At 74.2% G+C, this 15,013-nt stretch carries 13 protein-coding genes and 1 pseudogene; 8 read left to right on the plus strand and 6 right to left on the minus strand.

All coding sequences use genetic code 11. From position 1 onward, the window contains the following. Positions 1 to 13: 13 nt before the first annotated feature. Positions 14 to 3,340, minus strand: coding sequence for a 3-keto-alpha-glucoside-1,2-lyase-like domain-containing protein (locus tag ACZ402_RS13290; RefSeq protein WP_375823340.1), 3,327 nt, complete (start codon positions 3,338 to 3,340; stop codon positions 14 to 16). A 170-nt stretch (positions 3,341 to 3,510) separates the two neighbouring features. On the opposite strand from ACZ402_RS13290, the gene ACZ402_RS13295 reads away from it, so the two are divergent. The 4 genes and pseudogenes from ACZ402_RS13295 (at position 3,511) to ACZ402_RS13310 (ending at position 7,448) form a co-directional block, all read left to right on the plus strand. Next, complete coding sequence (locus ACZ402_RS13295; RefSeq protein ID WP_375823339.1) at positions 3,511 to 4,461, plus strand: PhzF family phenazine biosynthesis protein; 951 nt, start codon at positions 3,511 to 3,513, stop codon at positions 4,459 to 4,461. 120 nt (positions 4,462 to 4,581) lie between these two features. After that, positions 4,582 to 5,898: an MFS transporter gene (locus tag ACZ402_RS13300; RefSeq protein ID WP_375823338.1), complete on the plus strand. Its 1,317-nt coding sequence runs from the start codon at positions 4,582 to 4,584 to the stop codon at positions 5,896 to 5,898. A 212-nt stretch (positions 5,899 to 6,110) separates the two neighbouring features. Further along, positions 6,111 to 6,608 (plus strand): annotated as a pseudogene (locus ACZ402_RS13305) (hypothetical protein); the annotation flags it as partial. Between the two features lie 282 nt (positions 6,609 to 6,890). Further along, positions 6,891 to 7,448, plus strand: coding sequence for an outer membrane protein assembly factor BamB family protein (locus tag ACZ402_RS13310; RefSeq protein ID WP_465272269.1), 558 nt, complete (start codon positions 6,891 to 6,893; stop codon positions 7,446 to 7,448). Between the two features lie 24 nt (positions 7,449 to 7,472). Here the strand turns inward: ACZ402_RS13310 and ACZ402_RS13315 are convergent, their stop codons facing one another. From ACZ402_RS13315 to ACZ402_RS13325, 3 genes are all read right to left on the minus strand, one after another. Beyond that, complete coding sequence (locus ACZ402_RS13315; protein ID WP_375823337.1) at positions 7,473 to 8,168, minus strand: DNA alkylation repair protein; 696 nt, start codon at positions 8,166 to 8,168, stop codon at positions 7,473 to 7,475. Positions 8,169 to 8,238: 70 nt separating this feature from the next. Then, a complete protein-coding gene (locus ACZ402_RS13320) occupies positions 8,239 to 9,024 on the minus strand; it encodes an SDR family NAD(P)-dependent oxidoreductase (RefSeq protein ID WP_375823336.1) in 786 nt (261 codons plus the stop codon). 141 nt (positions 9,025 to 9,165) lie between these two features. Next, positions 9,166 to 9,732, minus strand: a complete 567-nt coding sequence (locus ACZ402_RS13325) for a DUF6993 domain-containing protein (RefSeq protein WP_375823335.1) — start codon at positions 9,730 to 9,732, stop codon at positions 9,166 to 9,168. 134 nt (positions 9,733 to 9,866) lie between these two features. Between ACZ402_RS13325 and ACZ402_RS13330 the strand changes: the two genes are divergently transcribed. After that, the gene (locus ACZ402_RS13330; protein WP_375823334.1) at positions 9,867 to 10,349 is read left to right on the plus strand and encodes a glutathione peroxidase; all 483 of its coding nucleotides are present in this window, start codon (positions 9,867 to 9,869) and stop codon (positions 10,347 to 10,349) included. Positions 10,350 to 10,372: 23 nt separating this feature from the next. Here ACZ402_RS13330 and ACZ402_RS13335 read toward each other — a convergent pair whose 3' ends face one another. Beyond that, a complete protein-coding gene (locus ACZ402_RS13335) occupies positions 10,373 to 11,020 on the minus strand; it encodes a nucleoside/nucleotide kinase family protein (RefSeq protein WP_375823333.1) in 648 nt (215 codons plus the stop codon). Positions 11,021 to 11,186: 166 nt separating this feature from the next. Here ACZ402_RS13335 and ACZ402_RS13340 point away from each other — a divergent pair, with 166 nt between their 5' ends. Together ACZ402_RS13340 and ACZ402_RS13345 are read left to right on the plus strand one after the other, a co-directional pair. Beyond that, the gene (locus tag ACZ402_RS13340; protein WP_375823332.1) at positions 11,187 to 12,485 is read left to right on the plus strand and encodes an MFS transporter; all 1,299 of its coding nucleotides are present in this window, start codon (positions 11,187 to 11,189) and stop codon (positions 12,483 to 12,485) included. 9 nt (positions 12,486 to 12,494) lie between these two features. Further along, on the plus strand, positions 12,495 to 12,932 hold the full coding sequence (locus ACZ402_RS13345) for a VOC family protein (protein WP_375823331.1): 438 nt from the start codon (positions 12,495 to 12,497) through the stop codon (positions 12,930 to 12,932). Positions 12,933 to 12,957: 25 nt separating this feature from the next. Here the strand turns inward: ACZ402_RS13345 and ACZ402_RS13350 are convergent, their stop codons facing one another. Next, entirely contained in the window at positions 12,958 to 13,638 is a 681-nt protein-coding gene (locus ACZ402_RS13350; RefSeq protein ID WP_375823330.1) for a FadR/GntR family transcriptional regulator, read from the minus strand. A gap of 42 nt (positions 13,639 to 13,680) precedes the next feature. On the opposite strand from ACZ402_RS13350, the gene ACZ402_RS13355 reads away from it, so the two are divergent. Then, positions 13,681 to 14,931 (plus strand): MFS transporter, encoded by a 1,251-nt coding sequence (locus ACZ402_RS13355; protein ID WP_375823329.1) that lies wholly within the window; start codon positions 13,681 to 13,683, stop codon positions 14,929 to 14,931. Positions 14,932 to 15,013: the final 82 nt, after the last annotated feature.

Here is a 15,013-nt window from a genome sequence, read left to right on the forward strand (position 1 = left end):
CCGGGGTCTCAGCTCAGCCGCAGCTCGCGGCCTCGTAGGCGACGTCCGCCTGGAACGTCAGGTCGCCGCCCGTCGCGGCCACCTGGGCGGTGCCCGCCTCGACCGAGGTCGAGCGCGTCGCGAACGACTGGTACGCGGAGGCACCCGGCTGGACGCCGGTCACCGTCTTCGTCCCGAAGGGCGTCGTCAGCGTGATGTCCGCCGGCACCGTGTCGTCGTTCGTGGCACGGACCGCGACGTAGACCTTGCCCGCCATGCAGCGGGTCTGGACCGTCGTCGAGATCGCGAGCTCCTCGACCGGCTCGTCGGTCAGCTCCTTGAACCGGATGTTCCGGTAGTTGACCATCTCGCCGCTGCCGTGGTTCTGGACCCCGACGAAGCTGTTGACCAGGCGGGCCGGGTCGGTGCTCGTGAAGTCGTTGACCAGCACGTCGTTGAGGTAGATGCGGATGCGGTCGCCCTCGACGCGGATGTCGTACGCGTTCCACTGCCCGACCGGGTTGAGGGCGGCGTCCCGGGCTGCCTCGTCGGCGCCCTGGAACGTGTAGACCGCGCCGGTGGTGCGGTCGTCGGCGTCCGTCGCGTCGATCTGGATCTCGTAGCCCTTGTTGACGGCCACCCACGGGTCGTCGCCCGGGTTCGGGAACCCGACGAACACGCCCCCGTTGTCGTCCTTCGTGAGCTTCCAGTCGAGCTTCAGGCTGTAGCTCTCACCGAGCTCCTGCGCCGTGTACCAGAGCAGGCCCATGCCACCCGCACCGCGGATCGAGCAGTCGTCCTGGCGGCCGAAGCCACCCGGACCGGCCATGCGCCAGCCCTCCTGCAGGCTCGCGAGGGTGCCGTCGAAGAGGGCCGTGTAGCCGTCCTCGACCTCACCCGGGGTGCAGATGTCCGGGTTGTCGCCGAGCGAGAGCACGTCGATGTTGATGTTGCCCTCGTCGCCGTCCTCGTACTTGAGCGTGATGGTGTTCGCGCCGGCCTGGAGCTCGAGGTCGCGCGTCTGCACGCCCCAGTCCTTCCAGCTGCCCGTCGTCGGGAACGTCCACTGGCCGAGGTCCTCGCCGTTCACGTACAGCGAGACGCGCTTGGACCGCAGGTCGGGGTACGGGTGCGTGCCGTTGGCGTAGCGCACGTTCACCGCGTAGGTGCCCGCCTCGGGCGCGGTCACGGAGAACGTGCGGCCCGCGCCGACGTTCGTCATGCCCGCGGCGAAGCCGGAGCCCGAGTAGTTGCTGTGGTCCGAGCCGATGCTCGAGCTGCCGAGGGGCTGCGCGAGCTCCGCCTCGTACCAGCCACGGTCGGCCGGGGCGACGTAGCCCGGGAGCGAGTTGAGCGTGTACCAGGCCTCGGTGCTGAGGAGCTCGGCGCCGTCGGCGGACGCGAACGGACGCGGCGACCGGATGTAGACGACGTGGCCGGGCTTGAGGCCGTCGATCTTCAGCGTGACGGTCGTGCGGTCCTCGGACACCGTGGCGTCGGTGACGAAGAGGGGCTCCTCGTCGACCTTCGGGCCGCCGTACTGCTGCGTCGGCACGTAGCGCCACTGCTTGACCTGGTAGGCGTCGGCGAGCTTCTCGACGACCTCGTCGGACACCGGGTCGGTGTACTCGATCTCGAAGCCGCCCTCGACGACGCGCATCTCCTTCATGTCGAAGGAGTCCTCGTTGACGGGCACGAGCTTCTGGAGGCCGTACCGGAGCTTGCCGGACTCGCCCCAGTTGCCGCCCTCACCGGTGCCGCCCGCGTACAGCGAGCCGTCGGGGCCGTAGATGACACGGTTCACGCCGACCTCGAGGCCCGCGGTGTGGCGGAAGACCGCACCCTGGAACTCGCCGTCGACCTTCTCGAGGAACGCGCGCTGGATGCCGCCGTAGGTGACGTCGCCGATGAGCATCTGCCCGGCGAACTCACCGTCCTGGACGAGGAGCGGGTTGCCCGGGGAGTTGGCGATCTCGTTCTGCGGGAGCCACACGGCCGGCGGCGAGACGGGGTTCGCGTCGAACATCCCCGCCGGGTTCGTGTAGTGGTTGAAGAACTTGTCCTGCTCGATGTGGATGAGCTTGTTCGCCGGGAGCCACGCGCCCTGGTTGTCCGTCCCGAAGATCGCGCCCTCGGGGCCGAAGCCGATGCCGTTGGGCGTGCGCAGGCCGCCCGCGACGTACGAGACCTCACCCGTCTCGCGGTCGATCTTGATCGACGTGCCGCGGTTCTGGCCGGGCTGCGGGTTGGTCGTCGCGCCGCCGTTGTCGATGGCCACGGAGAGGTTGACGTAGAAGTAGTCCTCGTCGTGGATCAGGCCGAACGCGAACTCGTGGAAGTTGCCGCCGTCGGGCCACCCCGCGATCTTCGTGTGCTGGTCGTAGAAGCCGTCGCCGTCGGGGTCGGTGAGCTGCGTGAGCTGGTACCGCTCCGAGACGAAGATCGAGTCCTCGACGACCTCGATACCCATCGGGTTGAGCAGCTCGTCCGCGACCAGGGTCGCCGTGACGTCCTCGGGGCCGTCCGCCGTGGTGACGCCGTCGAGGAAGTAGACCTCGCCGGACACCGGGTCGGGGCGCCAGCCGCCGGAGCTGACCTCGCCCGTCGTCACGACGGCGAGCTTCTCGTCGGGCGTGAACGCGAGGCCCGAGACCTTGGGCTCGAAGCCCTCGGGGCGCAGGTCGACGAGGTCGTAGTTGGGGTTGACGCCGTCCAGCCGCAGGCCGTCGCCGGCCGTGTCGGTGGCGCCCTCGCAGTACTTGTAGCCGGGCGCGGTCACGCGCACGACGCCCGCCTCGGTGCTGAGCGCCGACGTCGGGATGACCTCGAACGTCGAGCTGCCCGGCGTCTTCCACGCGAGCGTGAGGCGCTGCTTGTCGCTGCCCTCGTAGTAGTCGACCCGGAGGTCGTGCACGCCCGCCGTGAGGGTCGCGCTGCCCTCGACGGAGGTGGAGTCGTTCGGGCCGTCGTTCTCGAGGACGAGCTGGCCGTCGACGTAGACGAGCGCGCCGTCGTCGTTGGTCACGCGGAACTGGTACTGGCCGTCCGCGGGGACGTGCAGGTTGGCGAGGGCCTGGGAGATGAAGTTGTCCTCGGCGCCGAACTGCTCGGCGGTCGACCAGTCGATCGTCGGCATGAGCTTGTCGACGTTCGGGGTCTGGCCGGACTTGAGGGTGCAGACGGCTCCCGGGTTCTGCGCGAGCTGGAACGTGCGCAGCGTGACGCCGGGCTCCTGCTCCGGGAGGTCTGCGGCGGCGGGGACGGCCCAGCCCGCGACGACCATGGCGCCGAGGGTGAGGGCGGCCGCGCCGCGTCGGTACCTGATCCGGCGGGACACCGGCAGGCTGGTGCGTTCGAGCATCGTTGCTCCCTAATACTCGGTCGGACTTCGAGTCCACGGAGCGTAACCCCTGCCCGGCTCCGTCGATAACAACGCTGGACAGGCTAGCCCGCGTTCTATCGATGTGTCTACAACTTCCGACTTGCAGTCGACAAAAGTGCCCTGACGTGCCCGGACGTACGCTCGGGGACATGAGCGCACGCCACGGCGACATCGCCGACAGCACCGCGTCCCGGCCGTTCGCGCAGGTGGACGTGTTCACCGAGGTCCCGACCCTCGGCAACCCCGTGGCGGTCGTGCTCGACGGCGACAGGCTCACGGACCAGGAGATGGCCGCCTTCGCGCGCTGGACAAACCTCTCGGAGACGACATTCCTCCTCCCGCCCAGCCACCACGGAGCGGCCGGCGGCGCCGACTACCGCCTGCGGATCTTCACCCCCGGCGGCGAGCTGCCCTTCGCCGGGCACCCGACGCTCGGCTCCTGCCACGCGTGGCTCGAGGCGGGCGGCGCGCCCCGGGCGAGCGACGTCGTCGTGCAGGAGTGCGGCGTCGGCCTGGTGACGATCCGGCGCGAGGCGCGGGGCGCCGTCGGGCCGGACGAGGAGCCCGACGGGGACGGCGCGGGCGGGCTCGCGTTCGCCGCGCCCGACCTGCTCGCCGACGAGCCGCTCCCGGCCGACGACCTCGCGGCGATCGTCGCCGCGCTGGGCGTCCCCGACGACGCCGTGGTCGACCACCGCGTCCTCGACAACGGCCCCGGGTGGCGCGTCGTCCTGCTCGACTCGGCCGACCGCGTCACCGGGCTCGCGCCCGACTGGACGCGCCTGCGCGTCGAGCGTCCCAACCTGTCCGTGGGCGTCGTCGGGCTGTACGGGGACGACGGCGGTCCCGACGGCGCGGCGGTCGAGGTCCGCGGGTTCGCGCTCGGCATGGGCATCCCCGAGGACCCGGTCACCGGCAGCCTCAACGCCGTCGTCGGGCAGTGGCTCACGCGGGACGGCCGCCTCCCGGACCGCTACCTCGCCGCCCAGGGCGCGGCGCTCGGCCGGGCCGGGCGCGTGCGCGTCGAGCGCGACGGGTCGGGGACGGTCTGGGTCGGCGGCGCGAGCGTCACCTGCGTCGCGGGCACCGTCCGCCTCTGAGCACCCGTCGGCGACGGGCCGAGGTCCGGGTGGCGAACCCGGGGGCATCGCCGGGATCGGCGCTCGAGCTCGGCGACATCCCCGGGCTCGGCGGTCCCCGGTCTCCGTAGACTGGGGCAAGTGTCAAGAACCCCACCTGTTTCCGGGTCCGACCGCGCCCTGACGGACCGCGCGGTCGTCGCGCGCGCCCGCTGGGCGCTCATGGTCCAGTTCGGGCTGTTCGGGGTCATCGGCGCGTCCTGGATGAGCCGCCTGCCCTCGGTCCGCGAGGCGCTCGGGATCAGCGCGAGCCAGCTCGGCCTGCTGCTCGTCGTCGGGGGCCTGGGCTCGCTCGTGTCCGTGGTCTCCGCGGGGGCGGTCGTGGCGCGGTTCGGCAGCCGCACGACCCTCGTCGTCGCGACCGTCGGCAACGTCGTCGGGTTCGGGCTCGTCGCGCTCGGCACCGGGACGGGGGGCGTCGCCCTCTTCGCGGTCGGGGCCTTCCTCAACGGCGTGTGCGGCGCCCTGACCAACGTGCCGATCAACATCTGCGCAGCGTCCGTCGAGCAGCACGTGGGGCGGGCGATCCTCCCCCACTTCCACGCCGCGTTCTCGATCGGCGCCGCGTGCGGCGCCCTCGTCGCGGCCGCGTTCTCGTGGGCGCACGTCGGCATCACCGCGCAGATCGTCGTGGTGACGCTCGCCGTCACGGCGGCCCGCGCCCTGCTCATCGCCCCCGCGACGGCCCTCGCCCCCGACCGGGCCGCACCGGCCCGCTCGTCCGCGCCGGCGGGCAGCGCGGACGGGGCCGACGACGGCACCCCGCCCGCGCCCGCCCCTCGACGCGGGGCCGGGGTGCGCGCCGCGCTCGCCGCGTGGCGCGAGCCGCGCACGCTCCTCATCGGGCTCGTGCTCCTCGCGTCGTCGCTGTCCGAGGGGTCGGCGGGCAACTGGCTCTCCATCGCCGTCGTCGACGGGTTCGACGTGCGCGAGGCGCTCGGCGCGGTCGCGTACGGCACGTTCGTCGGCGCGATGACGGTGTTCCGGTTCGCCGGGACCGGGCTCATCGACCGGTTCGGGCGCGTCGCCGTGCTGCGCGCGTCGGGCGTCTCCGCGCTCGTCGGGCTGCTCGTCTTCGGCCTCGCGCCGAGCCTGCCGCTCGCGTGGGTCGGCATCGTCCTGTGGGGCTGCGGCGCCGCGCTCGCCAACCCCGTCGCCATCGCCGCCGCCTCCGACGACCCGGCGCACGCCGCGCCGCGCGTCGCGGTCGCGACGTCGTTCTCGACCGTCGCCATGCTCACCGCGCCGCCGCTCCTCGGCCTGATGGTCGACCAGGTCGGGGCCCGCCACATGCTCCTGGTCATCTGCGCCGCGACGGTCCTGTCGCTCGCCGTGGCAGGCCAGGTGCGCCCGCTCCCCCGCCCGGTGCCCCACCCCGTGGCCGCGGCGCGCACCTAGGATCACTTCATGCCTCGACGTCGACGTCCTGACCACGGCCGGGTCGCGTTCGAGCTCGAGGAGGGTCCGCGCACGGCGGACGCGGCTCCCGACGGCGACCCGCCGGGCGCGTCGGCAGACCCGGGCTCCCCGGTCGGCGACTCCGCGAGCGCGGGCCCCGACGCTCCTCGCCCGACCGGCGCGGCACGACGGCGGCGCAGACGGCGGGGACCCCCGCCACGCTGCCCGGCCTCGTCGTCCTCGTGCGGGACGACGAGGCGGTGGCCCACGACCTCGACACCGGCGAGGTCCGGTGGACGGTACCGCTCCCGCCCACCTCGCGGTGCGGCGGCGAGCTCGTGGTCTCCTCGTCGGCCCCGGTGCCCGACGACGAGCTCGTGTGCGTGACGGACGACGTCCCGTCGCCCCTCGAGGCGACGACCATCCTCACGCCGCTCACGGACGAGCCGGTCCCCGCCGCCGAGGGTGCCGAGGTCACCGTGGTCGACGCCGACGGGAACGCCGAGACCCGCACGCTGGACGCGTCGCGCGGCTGGTCCGCGCCCGGCCCGGACGGGACCGTCGCCCGGTTCCGCCGCGCGGGCGAGGCGCCGGTCGACAGCCCGCGCGTCACGGTCGACCAGACGACCGGCGTGCCCCCCGACCTCTCCACCGGCCGCCCCGCCGTCGTCACGCTGGAGGACGCGAGGACGGGCCAGGTCCGCTGGGAGCACGAGCTCCCGTTCGTGGTCGAGGAGGGGTGGTGCCCGCAGTACGCCGACGCCGAGGGCGTCACCTACGCCGACCTCGACGGAGGGACGTTCGTCCCGGGCGCAGGGCTCGTGGTCGTCCAGGGGTGCGGGGTCGACGCCTGGTTCACGGCCGACGGGACGCGGGTCGACGACCCGGGGGCGCCCGCCGACGTGCTCGCGCGGCTTCCCGACGGCGCGCTCTCCCGCACAGTCCCACGGGAATCTGTCGCCGACGGCGCGGCGTCGCCCGGACCCCCGGTCGTGCTGGAGCCGTCGGGCGAGGTCCGCTGGGAGCCCCCGGACACGGTCCTCGTCCCGCAGGCCACGGACGGCGCCGCGGGCGGCCTCGTCCTCACGCGCGAGGTCACCTCTCTCGTCGCCCGCGACGCGACGGGCGCGCGACGCTGGGAGAGCGCCGGGGTGAACGGCGCCGAGTCCGCCTACGTCGTCGCGGCGGGCACCGCCGTGGTCCGCCAGGGGATGGGCGACGTCGTCGTGGGCGTCGACGTCGAGACCGGGCGCGTGCTCTGGACGCGAACCGCCGAGGTGCTGGCCCCGCCCGACCCCGACGACGCCCCGACCCCTGCCCCGATGTCGATGGTCACGCAGGCGTTCACGGACGGGGAGCGGGCGCTGCTCGTCGTGACGACCTGGTCGGAGGACGGCGAGGGCACCGCGCGGCTCGTCGCGCTCGACCTCCGCGACGGTGACGTCGAGTGGCGCGGCGGTGCGACGAGCGGGTCGTGGTACGTCGCGGTCCAGGGCCGGCTGCTGCGCGTGGACCGCGGAGACGACGCGACCGTCACCCGGCTGGGCTGAGCCCGCGGGTCCGGCCGTGCCCGGTCAGCGCGCGAGCCACTCCTTGCGCTCCGCGGGCGGCAGCTTCTCCACCGCGGCCCGCAGCACGTCGCGGGGCATGGTCGCGGCGTGCTGCTCGAGGAACGTGCGCAGCCGCTCGGGCTCGACGTCGCCCGCGTGACGCAGCATCCACCCGACCCCCTTCTGCACGTAGGGCTCGGGGTCGTCGACGAGGAGCTCCGAGAGCCGGAACGTGTCGTCGACCTGGCCGCGCCGCAGGAACGCGGCCGTCGCGACGATCGCGGAGCGCCGGCGCGGCCAGTCCGGCGCGCGGGCGAGGTCGTCGAGGACGTCGCGCGGCCGGTCGAGGAGCCACGACCCGAGCACCTGGTACGCGGTGAGGTCGACGAGGTCCCACGTGTCGATCCGGTCGTGACGGCGCAGGAACAGCTCGACGAGCTCCGCGTGCCGTTCGACGGTGACGCGGCGGGCCGTCGCCGACTTGCCCATGATCGAGCAGCCGCCGGCCCGCACCTCGTGCACGCGGTCCTCGAGGAGCAGCTCGATCTGGTCCACCGGCAGGTCGAGCGCGCCCTTCGCGAGCGTGAACACGTCGCCCATGCGCACCCCGGCGAGCGTGTCGTCGCCCGGGAAGTACCGCGTGTAGGCGCGGCGCTGGGCCGCGGTCGCGCGCGCGAGCAGGTCGGCGCGGAAGTCGGTCGCCGTGGTGTACGGCGGCATCGTCCTTCTCCTCTCGTGCGGGCGGTCGCCCGCGGTCCGTGCGTCCCGCGCCGCGGCGCGGCCCGTGCGCTCAGCGCGGTGCCATGCGGATCGCGCCGTCGAGGCGCACCACCTCGCCGTTGAGCATCGGGTTCTCGACGATCGCGCGCACCAGGTGCGCGTACTCCTCCGGCCGCCCGAGCCGGCTCGGGTGCGGCACCTGCGCGCCGAGCGACTCCTGCGCCGCCTCGGGGAGCGACGCCATCATGGGGGTGCGGAAGATGCCGGGCGCGATGGTCATGACCCGGATCCGGTGCTGCGCGAGGTCGCGCGCGAGCGGCAGCGTGAGACCCGCGACGCCCGCCTTGGAGGCCGCGTAGGCGACCTGCCCGACCTGCCCGTCGAACGCCGCGACCGACGCGGTCTGCACGACGACGCCACGCTCCTCACCCTGCGGGTCCGGCCCGTCGGGCCCCAGCGGGTCGAGCGCGAGCATGCGCTCGGCCGCGAGCCGGACGACGTTGAACGTCCCCACGAGGTTGACGTCCATGACCCGCCGGAACGCGTCCAGGGCGTGCACGCCGGACTTCCCGAGCACGCGCTGCGCGAGCACGATCCCGGCGCAGCTCACGACGACGCGCGCCCCGCCGAGGGCGTCCGCCGCGTCGAGCGCCCGCGCGACGTCGTCCTCGCTCGTCACGTCCGTGGGGACGAACCGCGCGGCGTCCCCGAGAGCGTCGGCGACCGCGACGCCGTCGGACGACGCGAGGTCCGCGAGGACCACCCGCGCCCCTGCCGCGACCAGGCCCTCCGCCGTCGCGCGCCCGAGCCCTGAGGCCCCGCCGGTCACCAGGGCGACCGTGCCCTCGATCCGCATGTCTCACCCTCCGTCACCTGCGCGGGCGTCGTCGCCCGCCCCGCTGACCGTACCCAGGTCGACCCGCAGGTCGCGAGATTGACCCACCGAAGGCCGATCTCGGACGCTCGGGCCGATCTCGCGGCGGCACCTCCGAGGGCGTCAGTGCGACGGCACCTCCAGGCACCCGCCGTCGGCGATCGGCCCCCCGGAGTCGAGCGTCACGGCGTCGGGCGCGACCGCCCCGAACACGCAGCCGCCGGGGACCGCGACCCCCACGCCGACGACCGGGACGACGTCGCCGAAGGCGTTCCTGTCCACGACCTGCACGTTGTCGAACCCCGCCGCGACGAGCGCGGCCGAGACCTCGGCGCCGTCGACGGCGGACCCGTCGGCGACCGGGTCGAGCGCGGCCTGGACGGCGGGCACCGCGAGCGCCGCCTCGGCGTCACCCTCGGGCGTACCCGCCCGCTGCCGGTACGCCTCGTTGGACGCGTCGAGCCCGGTCTCCTGCCCGACGGCGGTCGTGTCCTCGGCCGTCGCGGTGACCTCGGGCTCGGACGAGTCGTACGACCCGGCCCACTGCTTCATGGTGATCCCTACGAACAGGGAGTACCCCACGACGCCCACGCAGGCGAAGATCACGAGCCCCACGACCACGCCGACGACGGCGCTCCCGAGGCGCGACGTGCCGTCCGTGCGAGAGTCGTCCAGGTCGGGCGTGGTCATGTCGCGAGTCTGACGGGCCGGGTGGTGGACGGCGACCGCGGGCGCGGCCTCGGCCCGAGATCTTCACATCTCGGGCGCCGCCGGGTGCAGGATGGGAGACGAGCCACCTCCGCCCGACCTCTGGAGCGCCCCGCATGAGCCTGTACGACATCCCGTTCGACGCCATGGACGGGACGACGCGCACCCTGCGCGAGCACGCGGACGACGTCGTGCTCGTCGTGAACGTCGCGTCGCGGTGCGGCCTCGCGCCGCAGTACGCGACGCTCGAGGCGATGCACGAGAAGTACCGCGACCGCGGGTTCACCGTCATCGGGTTCCCGAGCAACCAGTTCCTCCAGGAGCTCGGCACCAACGAGGCGATCCAGGAGTTCTGCTCGCTGACGTACGGCGTGACGTTCCCCGTGGTCGACCGCGTGCGCGTCAACGGGCGGCACGCGCACCCGCTCTACGAGGAGCTCAAGAAGGCGCCGGACGCCGAGGGGAAGGCCGGCCGGGTCACGTGGAACTTCGAGAAGTTCGTGGTCCTCCCCGGCGGCGAGGTGCACCGCTTCCGCCCCCGCACCCTCCCCGACGACCCGGCGATCGTCGACCTCGTCGAGGCGCACCTGCCGCGCTGAGCGCTCGCCACCTCGCGTGGGCGTCAGCGCACGACGAGGGCGGGGTGCCGCGCGTCGTCGACCCGCACGACGACGTCGGCCGCCTCCGCGGGCCGGACCTCCCGCTCGTAGCGCGCGTACGCGTCGAGCGTCCACGCGTCCGCGGGCGCGGTGCGGCGCGCGAGGGTCGCGTCGCGCAGCGCGAGGTGCACGGAGAGGTCCACCGCGAGCCCGCGGCCGAGGGCCAGCGCGCCGTCGAGCACGACGACGAGCCCCGGCTCCGCGGCGACGGGCGCCGCGCGCGTGGACCGGCTCGTCGCCGGGTCGCGCAGGCTCGGCAGGTAGCGGCCCGTCCCGCCCGGGCCGACGGCGTCGAGCACCTCGCGGTTGAGGCCCGCCACGTCGACCCACTCGTCGAGCAGCGCGTCCGGGTCCGCGCGACCGCGCTCGAGCCGCAGCGACGCGGGACGCCAGAAGTCCTGCACGCGGACCCGCGCGACGGGTCGGCCCGCCGCGCGCAGCGGGGCGACGAGCCGGTCCGCGAGCGCCTCGGGGTGCGTCGACGGGTGGCCGTCGACGAGGAGCCGCACCGCGCCGTCGGGCACCGTCGCCCGGTCGCCGCGCCGGAACCCGAGGACGAGGTCCACGACCCGGTCCACGAGGACGTCCTCGGTCACCGGTTCCACGCGCACGGCGTCAGGATGCCAGATCGCGCGGCGGCGTCTCCGGGGACGTCGGCAGGTCGGGCTCCTAGGGTGGACGCATGCTGCGCACCGTCGCCCTCAACGACCCCGCCCCCCTGCTCATGGTCGAGGGCCTGGAGAACGCCCACACGACCCTGCAGGTCGAGACGGACGCATGACCGCACCCTTCCGGCCGGGCACGGTCCGCGAGGCCACGGGCGGCATCGTCGCCCTGGGCCTCGCGACGTTCGTCGCCATCACGACCGAGCTCGTGCCCGTCGGGCTGCTGCCCCTCCTCAGCGCGGACCTCGACGTCACCGAGTCCGTCGCGGGGCTGCTCGTCACGGCGTACGCCGTCATGGTCGCGGCGCTCGCCGTGCCGCTGACCCTCGGCACCGCCCGGTTCCCGCGCAAGGGCCTGCTGCTGACGACGCTCGTGCTCTACACCGTGAGCAACGTGCTCGTCGCCGTCGCGCCGACGTTCGGCGTCGTCGCGGCGGCGCGGGCGCTGGGCGGCGCGTCGCACGCGGTCTTCTTCTCGGTGAGCATCGGGTACGCGACCCGGCTCGTGCTGCCGCACCTCACGGGCCGTGCGCTCTCGCTCGTCACCGCCGGCGCGGCGGTCGGGTTCGTGCTCGGCGTGCCGCTGACGACGACGCTCGGGACCGCGATCGGCTGGCGTCCCGCGTTCGGCGTCCTCGCGGGCGCGTGCGCGCTGGCCACCGTGCTCATCGCGTTCCTGCTGCCGCCCGTGCCGGGCGGCGGCGCTCCGCCGTCGGACGCGTCGAGCGCGAGCCGGCGCTCCGCGCTCGCGGTGGCCACGACCACCAACTCCCTCACGTACCTGGGCCAGTACACGGTCTACACCTTCGTGTCGCTCCTGCTCCTGGGCGCGGGTCTGCAGGAGTCGGCGCTCGGCCCCGCGCTCCTCGTGCTCGGGGCGCTCGGGCTCGTCGGGACGGCGTTCGCCGCCGCGCGCCTCGACCACAGGCCGCGCCGGACGACGGTCGTGACGCTGGTCGCGGTCCTGGCGGGCATGCTCGCGACCGGGCTCGCGTTCCCCGGGACCGTCGGGGTGCTCGTCGCGATCGGCGTGTGGAGCGCGGGGTTCGGCGCGGTCGCGCCGGTGTTCCAGGCGGCGGCGGTCCGCGCGCACGGGGCCTCGCCCGACCTCACGGGAGCGCTCGTCAACGCGTCGTCGAACGTCGGCATCGGCGGGGGCGCCGCGCTCGGCGCGCTCGTCCTCGCGGGGTCCGGGCTCGACGTCGTCCCGTTCGTCGGGGCGGGGATCGTCGCCGTCGCGCTCGTCGTGGTCCTCGTCGCGCGGCGCACGTTCCCTGCGGCGCCGACGGCGGTGGTGACGGACGCGCCGGTGACGGGCACGGCGGTAGCGGATGCAGCGGGGGCGGACGCGGCGAGGGCGGACGCGGCCGGGGCGGAAGTGCCCTCCGACCGGGAGGGCCCGCACGCCTAGGCTGGCGGGATGACGACGACGGTCAGGCAGGTCCAGGTCACCTTCGACTGCGCGCAGCCGGGACGCGTCGCCCGGTTCTGGTGCGAGGTGCTGGGCTACGTCCCACCGTCGCCCCCGGACGGCTTCGCGACGTGGGACGACGCGAACGCCGCGCTCTCGCCCGAGCGGCGGGACGCGTGGTTCGCGTGCAGCGACCCGGACGGTGTCGGCCCGCGCCTGTTCTTCCAGCGCGTCCCGGAGGGCAAGGTCGTCAAGAACCGCGTGCACCTCGACGTGCGCGTCGGCACCGGGCTCGTGGGCGCCGAGCGCCTCGCCACGCTCGAGGCCGAGCGGGACCGGCTCGTCGCTCTCGGCGCGACGTGCGTGCGCGTGATGGTCGCGGACGAGGATGACGAGTCGTGCATCGTCATGCAGGACGTCGAGGGCAACGAGTTCTACCTGGACTGACCAGGCTCGGCTGCCGCGCCGCGGCTCAGCGCAGGAACGGGTCCATGATCGCAGCCACCGCGCCGGCGGCAGCGTCCGCGTCCGCGTCGACGATCGCCTCGACCAGCTCGTGGTGGTGCCGGTGCGCCGCGTCCTCGTCCTCGTTCTCCTCGTCGCGCATGTGGACGGCGAACACGTCGAGCATGCTCGAGTAGAGCGTCACGTACAGGGGGTTGTGCGTCGCCTCCACGATCGCGCGGTGCAGGTCGAGGTCGGCGCTCGCGCGTGCGTCGGGGTCGTCGGTCGACCACGCCGCCTCCCGGCGGTCGCGCAGCTCGCGCAGCAGCACGACGTCGGCGTCCGTGCGGCTCGCGGCGGCGAGCGAGGCCGCGGTGCTGTCCAGGGCGAGGCGCAGCTCGAGGTAGTGGCGGCGGGTGCCTCCGGCGAGCTGACGCTCGAGGGTGCCGGTCAGCTCGGAGCGGGAGATGACGAAGGTGCCACGCCCCTGCTCGCGGCGCAGCAGGCCCGCGTGCACCAGCGACTGGAGCGCCTCGCGGACCGTGTTCCGCCCGATGCCGAACTCCGCCACCAGGGCGGCCTCGGTCGGGATGCGTTCGCCGACCGGCCAGCGCCCGGAGACCACCTCGTCGCGGAACCGTGCCGCCGCCTGGTCGATGAGTCCTACTCGACGCAGCGGCTCGCGCGTGTCAGACTGCTCGGGATTCATCCCATGATCCTATCGTCGGCCGACCTCACAGCGGAGCTTGACATGGCCACACTCTCCCCCACCCGCGTCCCGGCCGGGCGTGTCCGCCTCACCCTGTGGGCCGGGATCGCCGTCGCGCTGACGGCGATCAACCTCCGGACGGCCGTCACGGGGTTCACCCCGCTCCTGGAGATCATCGGCGCCGAGCTCGGCTACGGCGTGGCCGTGGCCGGGCTGCTCGGCACCGTGCCCGCGGTGTCGTTCGGCCTCTTCGGGTTCCTCGCCCCCGTGGTCACGCGCCGGTTCGGGCTCGAGCGCACCGCCACGGTCGCGCTGGGGCTGACGGCCCTGTCGCTCGTGCTGCGCGCCGTCTCCCCGTCGACCACCTGGCTGGTGGCGTCGACCGTGCTGGCCCTCGCCGGGATCGGCGCGGCGAACGTCGTGATCGTCCCCCTGGTGAAGGCGTGGTTCCCGGACCGGATCGCCCTGTGGACGTCGCTCTACCTGATCCTCATGCAGACGGGGCAGTTCGTCGCCCCGCTCCTCGCCGTCCCCGTCGCCGAGGCGACCAGCTGGCGGTTCTCGGTCGGGGTCTGGGCCGGACCCGCGGCGCTGGCCGCCGTCGTCTGGCTCGTCCTGGCGACCCGGATGCCCGCCGACCACCACGCGCCCGCGGCGACCACCGCGCCCGGGGCGCGGCCGCGCATCGGCCGGTCGTCGACCGTGTGGGGCCTCGTCGTCCTGTTCGCGGCGATCTCGTGGTCGAACTACGGGATCATCACCTGGGTCCCGGCCGTCCTCACCGACGCGGGCGGCAGCGCGGCGCTCGGCGGCACCATGGTCGCCCTCTACTCCGCCTGGGGCATGGCCGCCGCGCTGGTCGTGCCGCACCTCGCGACGCGGCTGGCGAACCCGTTCGTCGTGGTCGTCGCGTGCGCCGTCGTGCTCGTGACCGGGTACCTCGGCCTGCTCCTGTCCCCGCTCGACGGCACCGTGCTCTGGATGTGCGCGCTGGGGATCGGGGTGAGCACCTTCCCGCTGTGCATGACCCTCATCAACCGGCGGACCCGGACGCCGCAGACCGCGTCGGCCGTGTCGGGCTTCGTCCAGGGTCTCGGGTACGCACTCGCGTGCTTCGGCCCGATCGGCCTGGGCCTGCTGCGCGAGGCGACCGGGTCGTGGTCGGTCCCGCTCCTGGTGCTCGCCGCGACCGCCGTCCCCGGCGTGGTCGGCGGCTGGTTCGCGTGCCGCCCGCGCTTCGTGGAGGACACGGTGCCCCCGGAGCCGGTCGCCGACCAGCTGCCGCTGCGCTGAGCGCCGGGCCCCGGGCCCCGGGACCACGACCTTCCCCCGCGCCGGGAACGAGGTTGGTGTCGTTATCCGGCCGATAACGACA

The organism is Cellulosimicrobium sp. NPDC030954 (assembly GCF_055571305.1).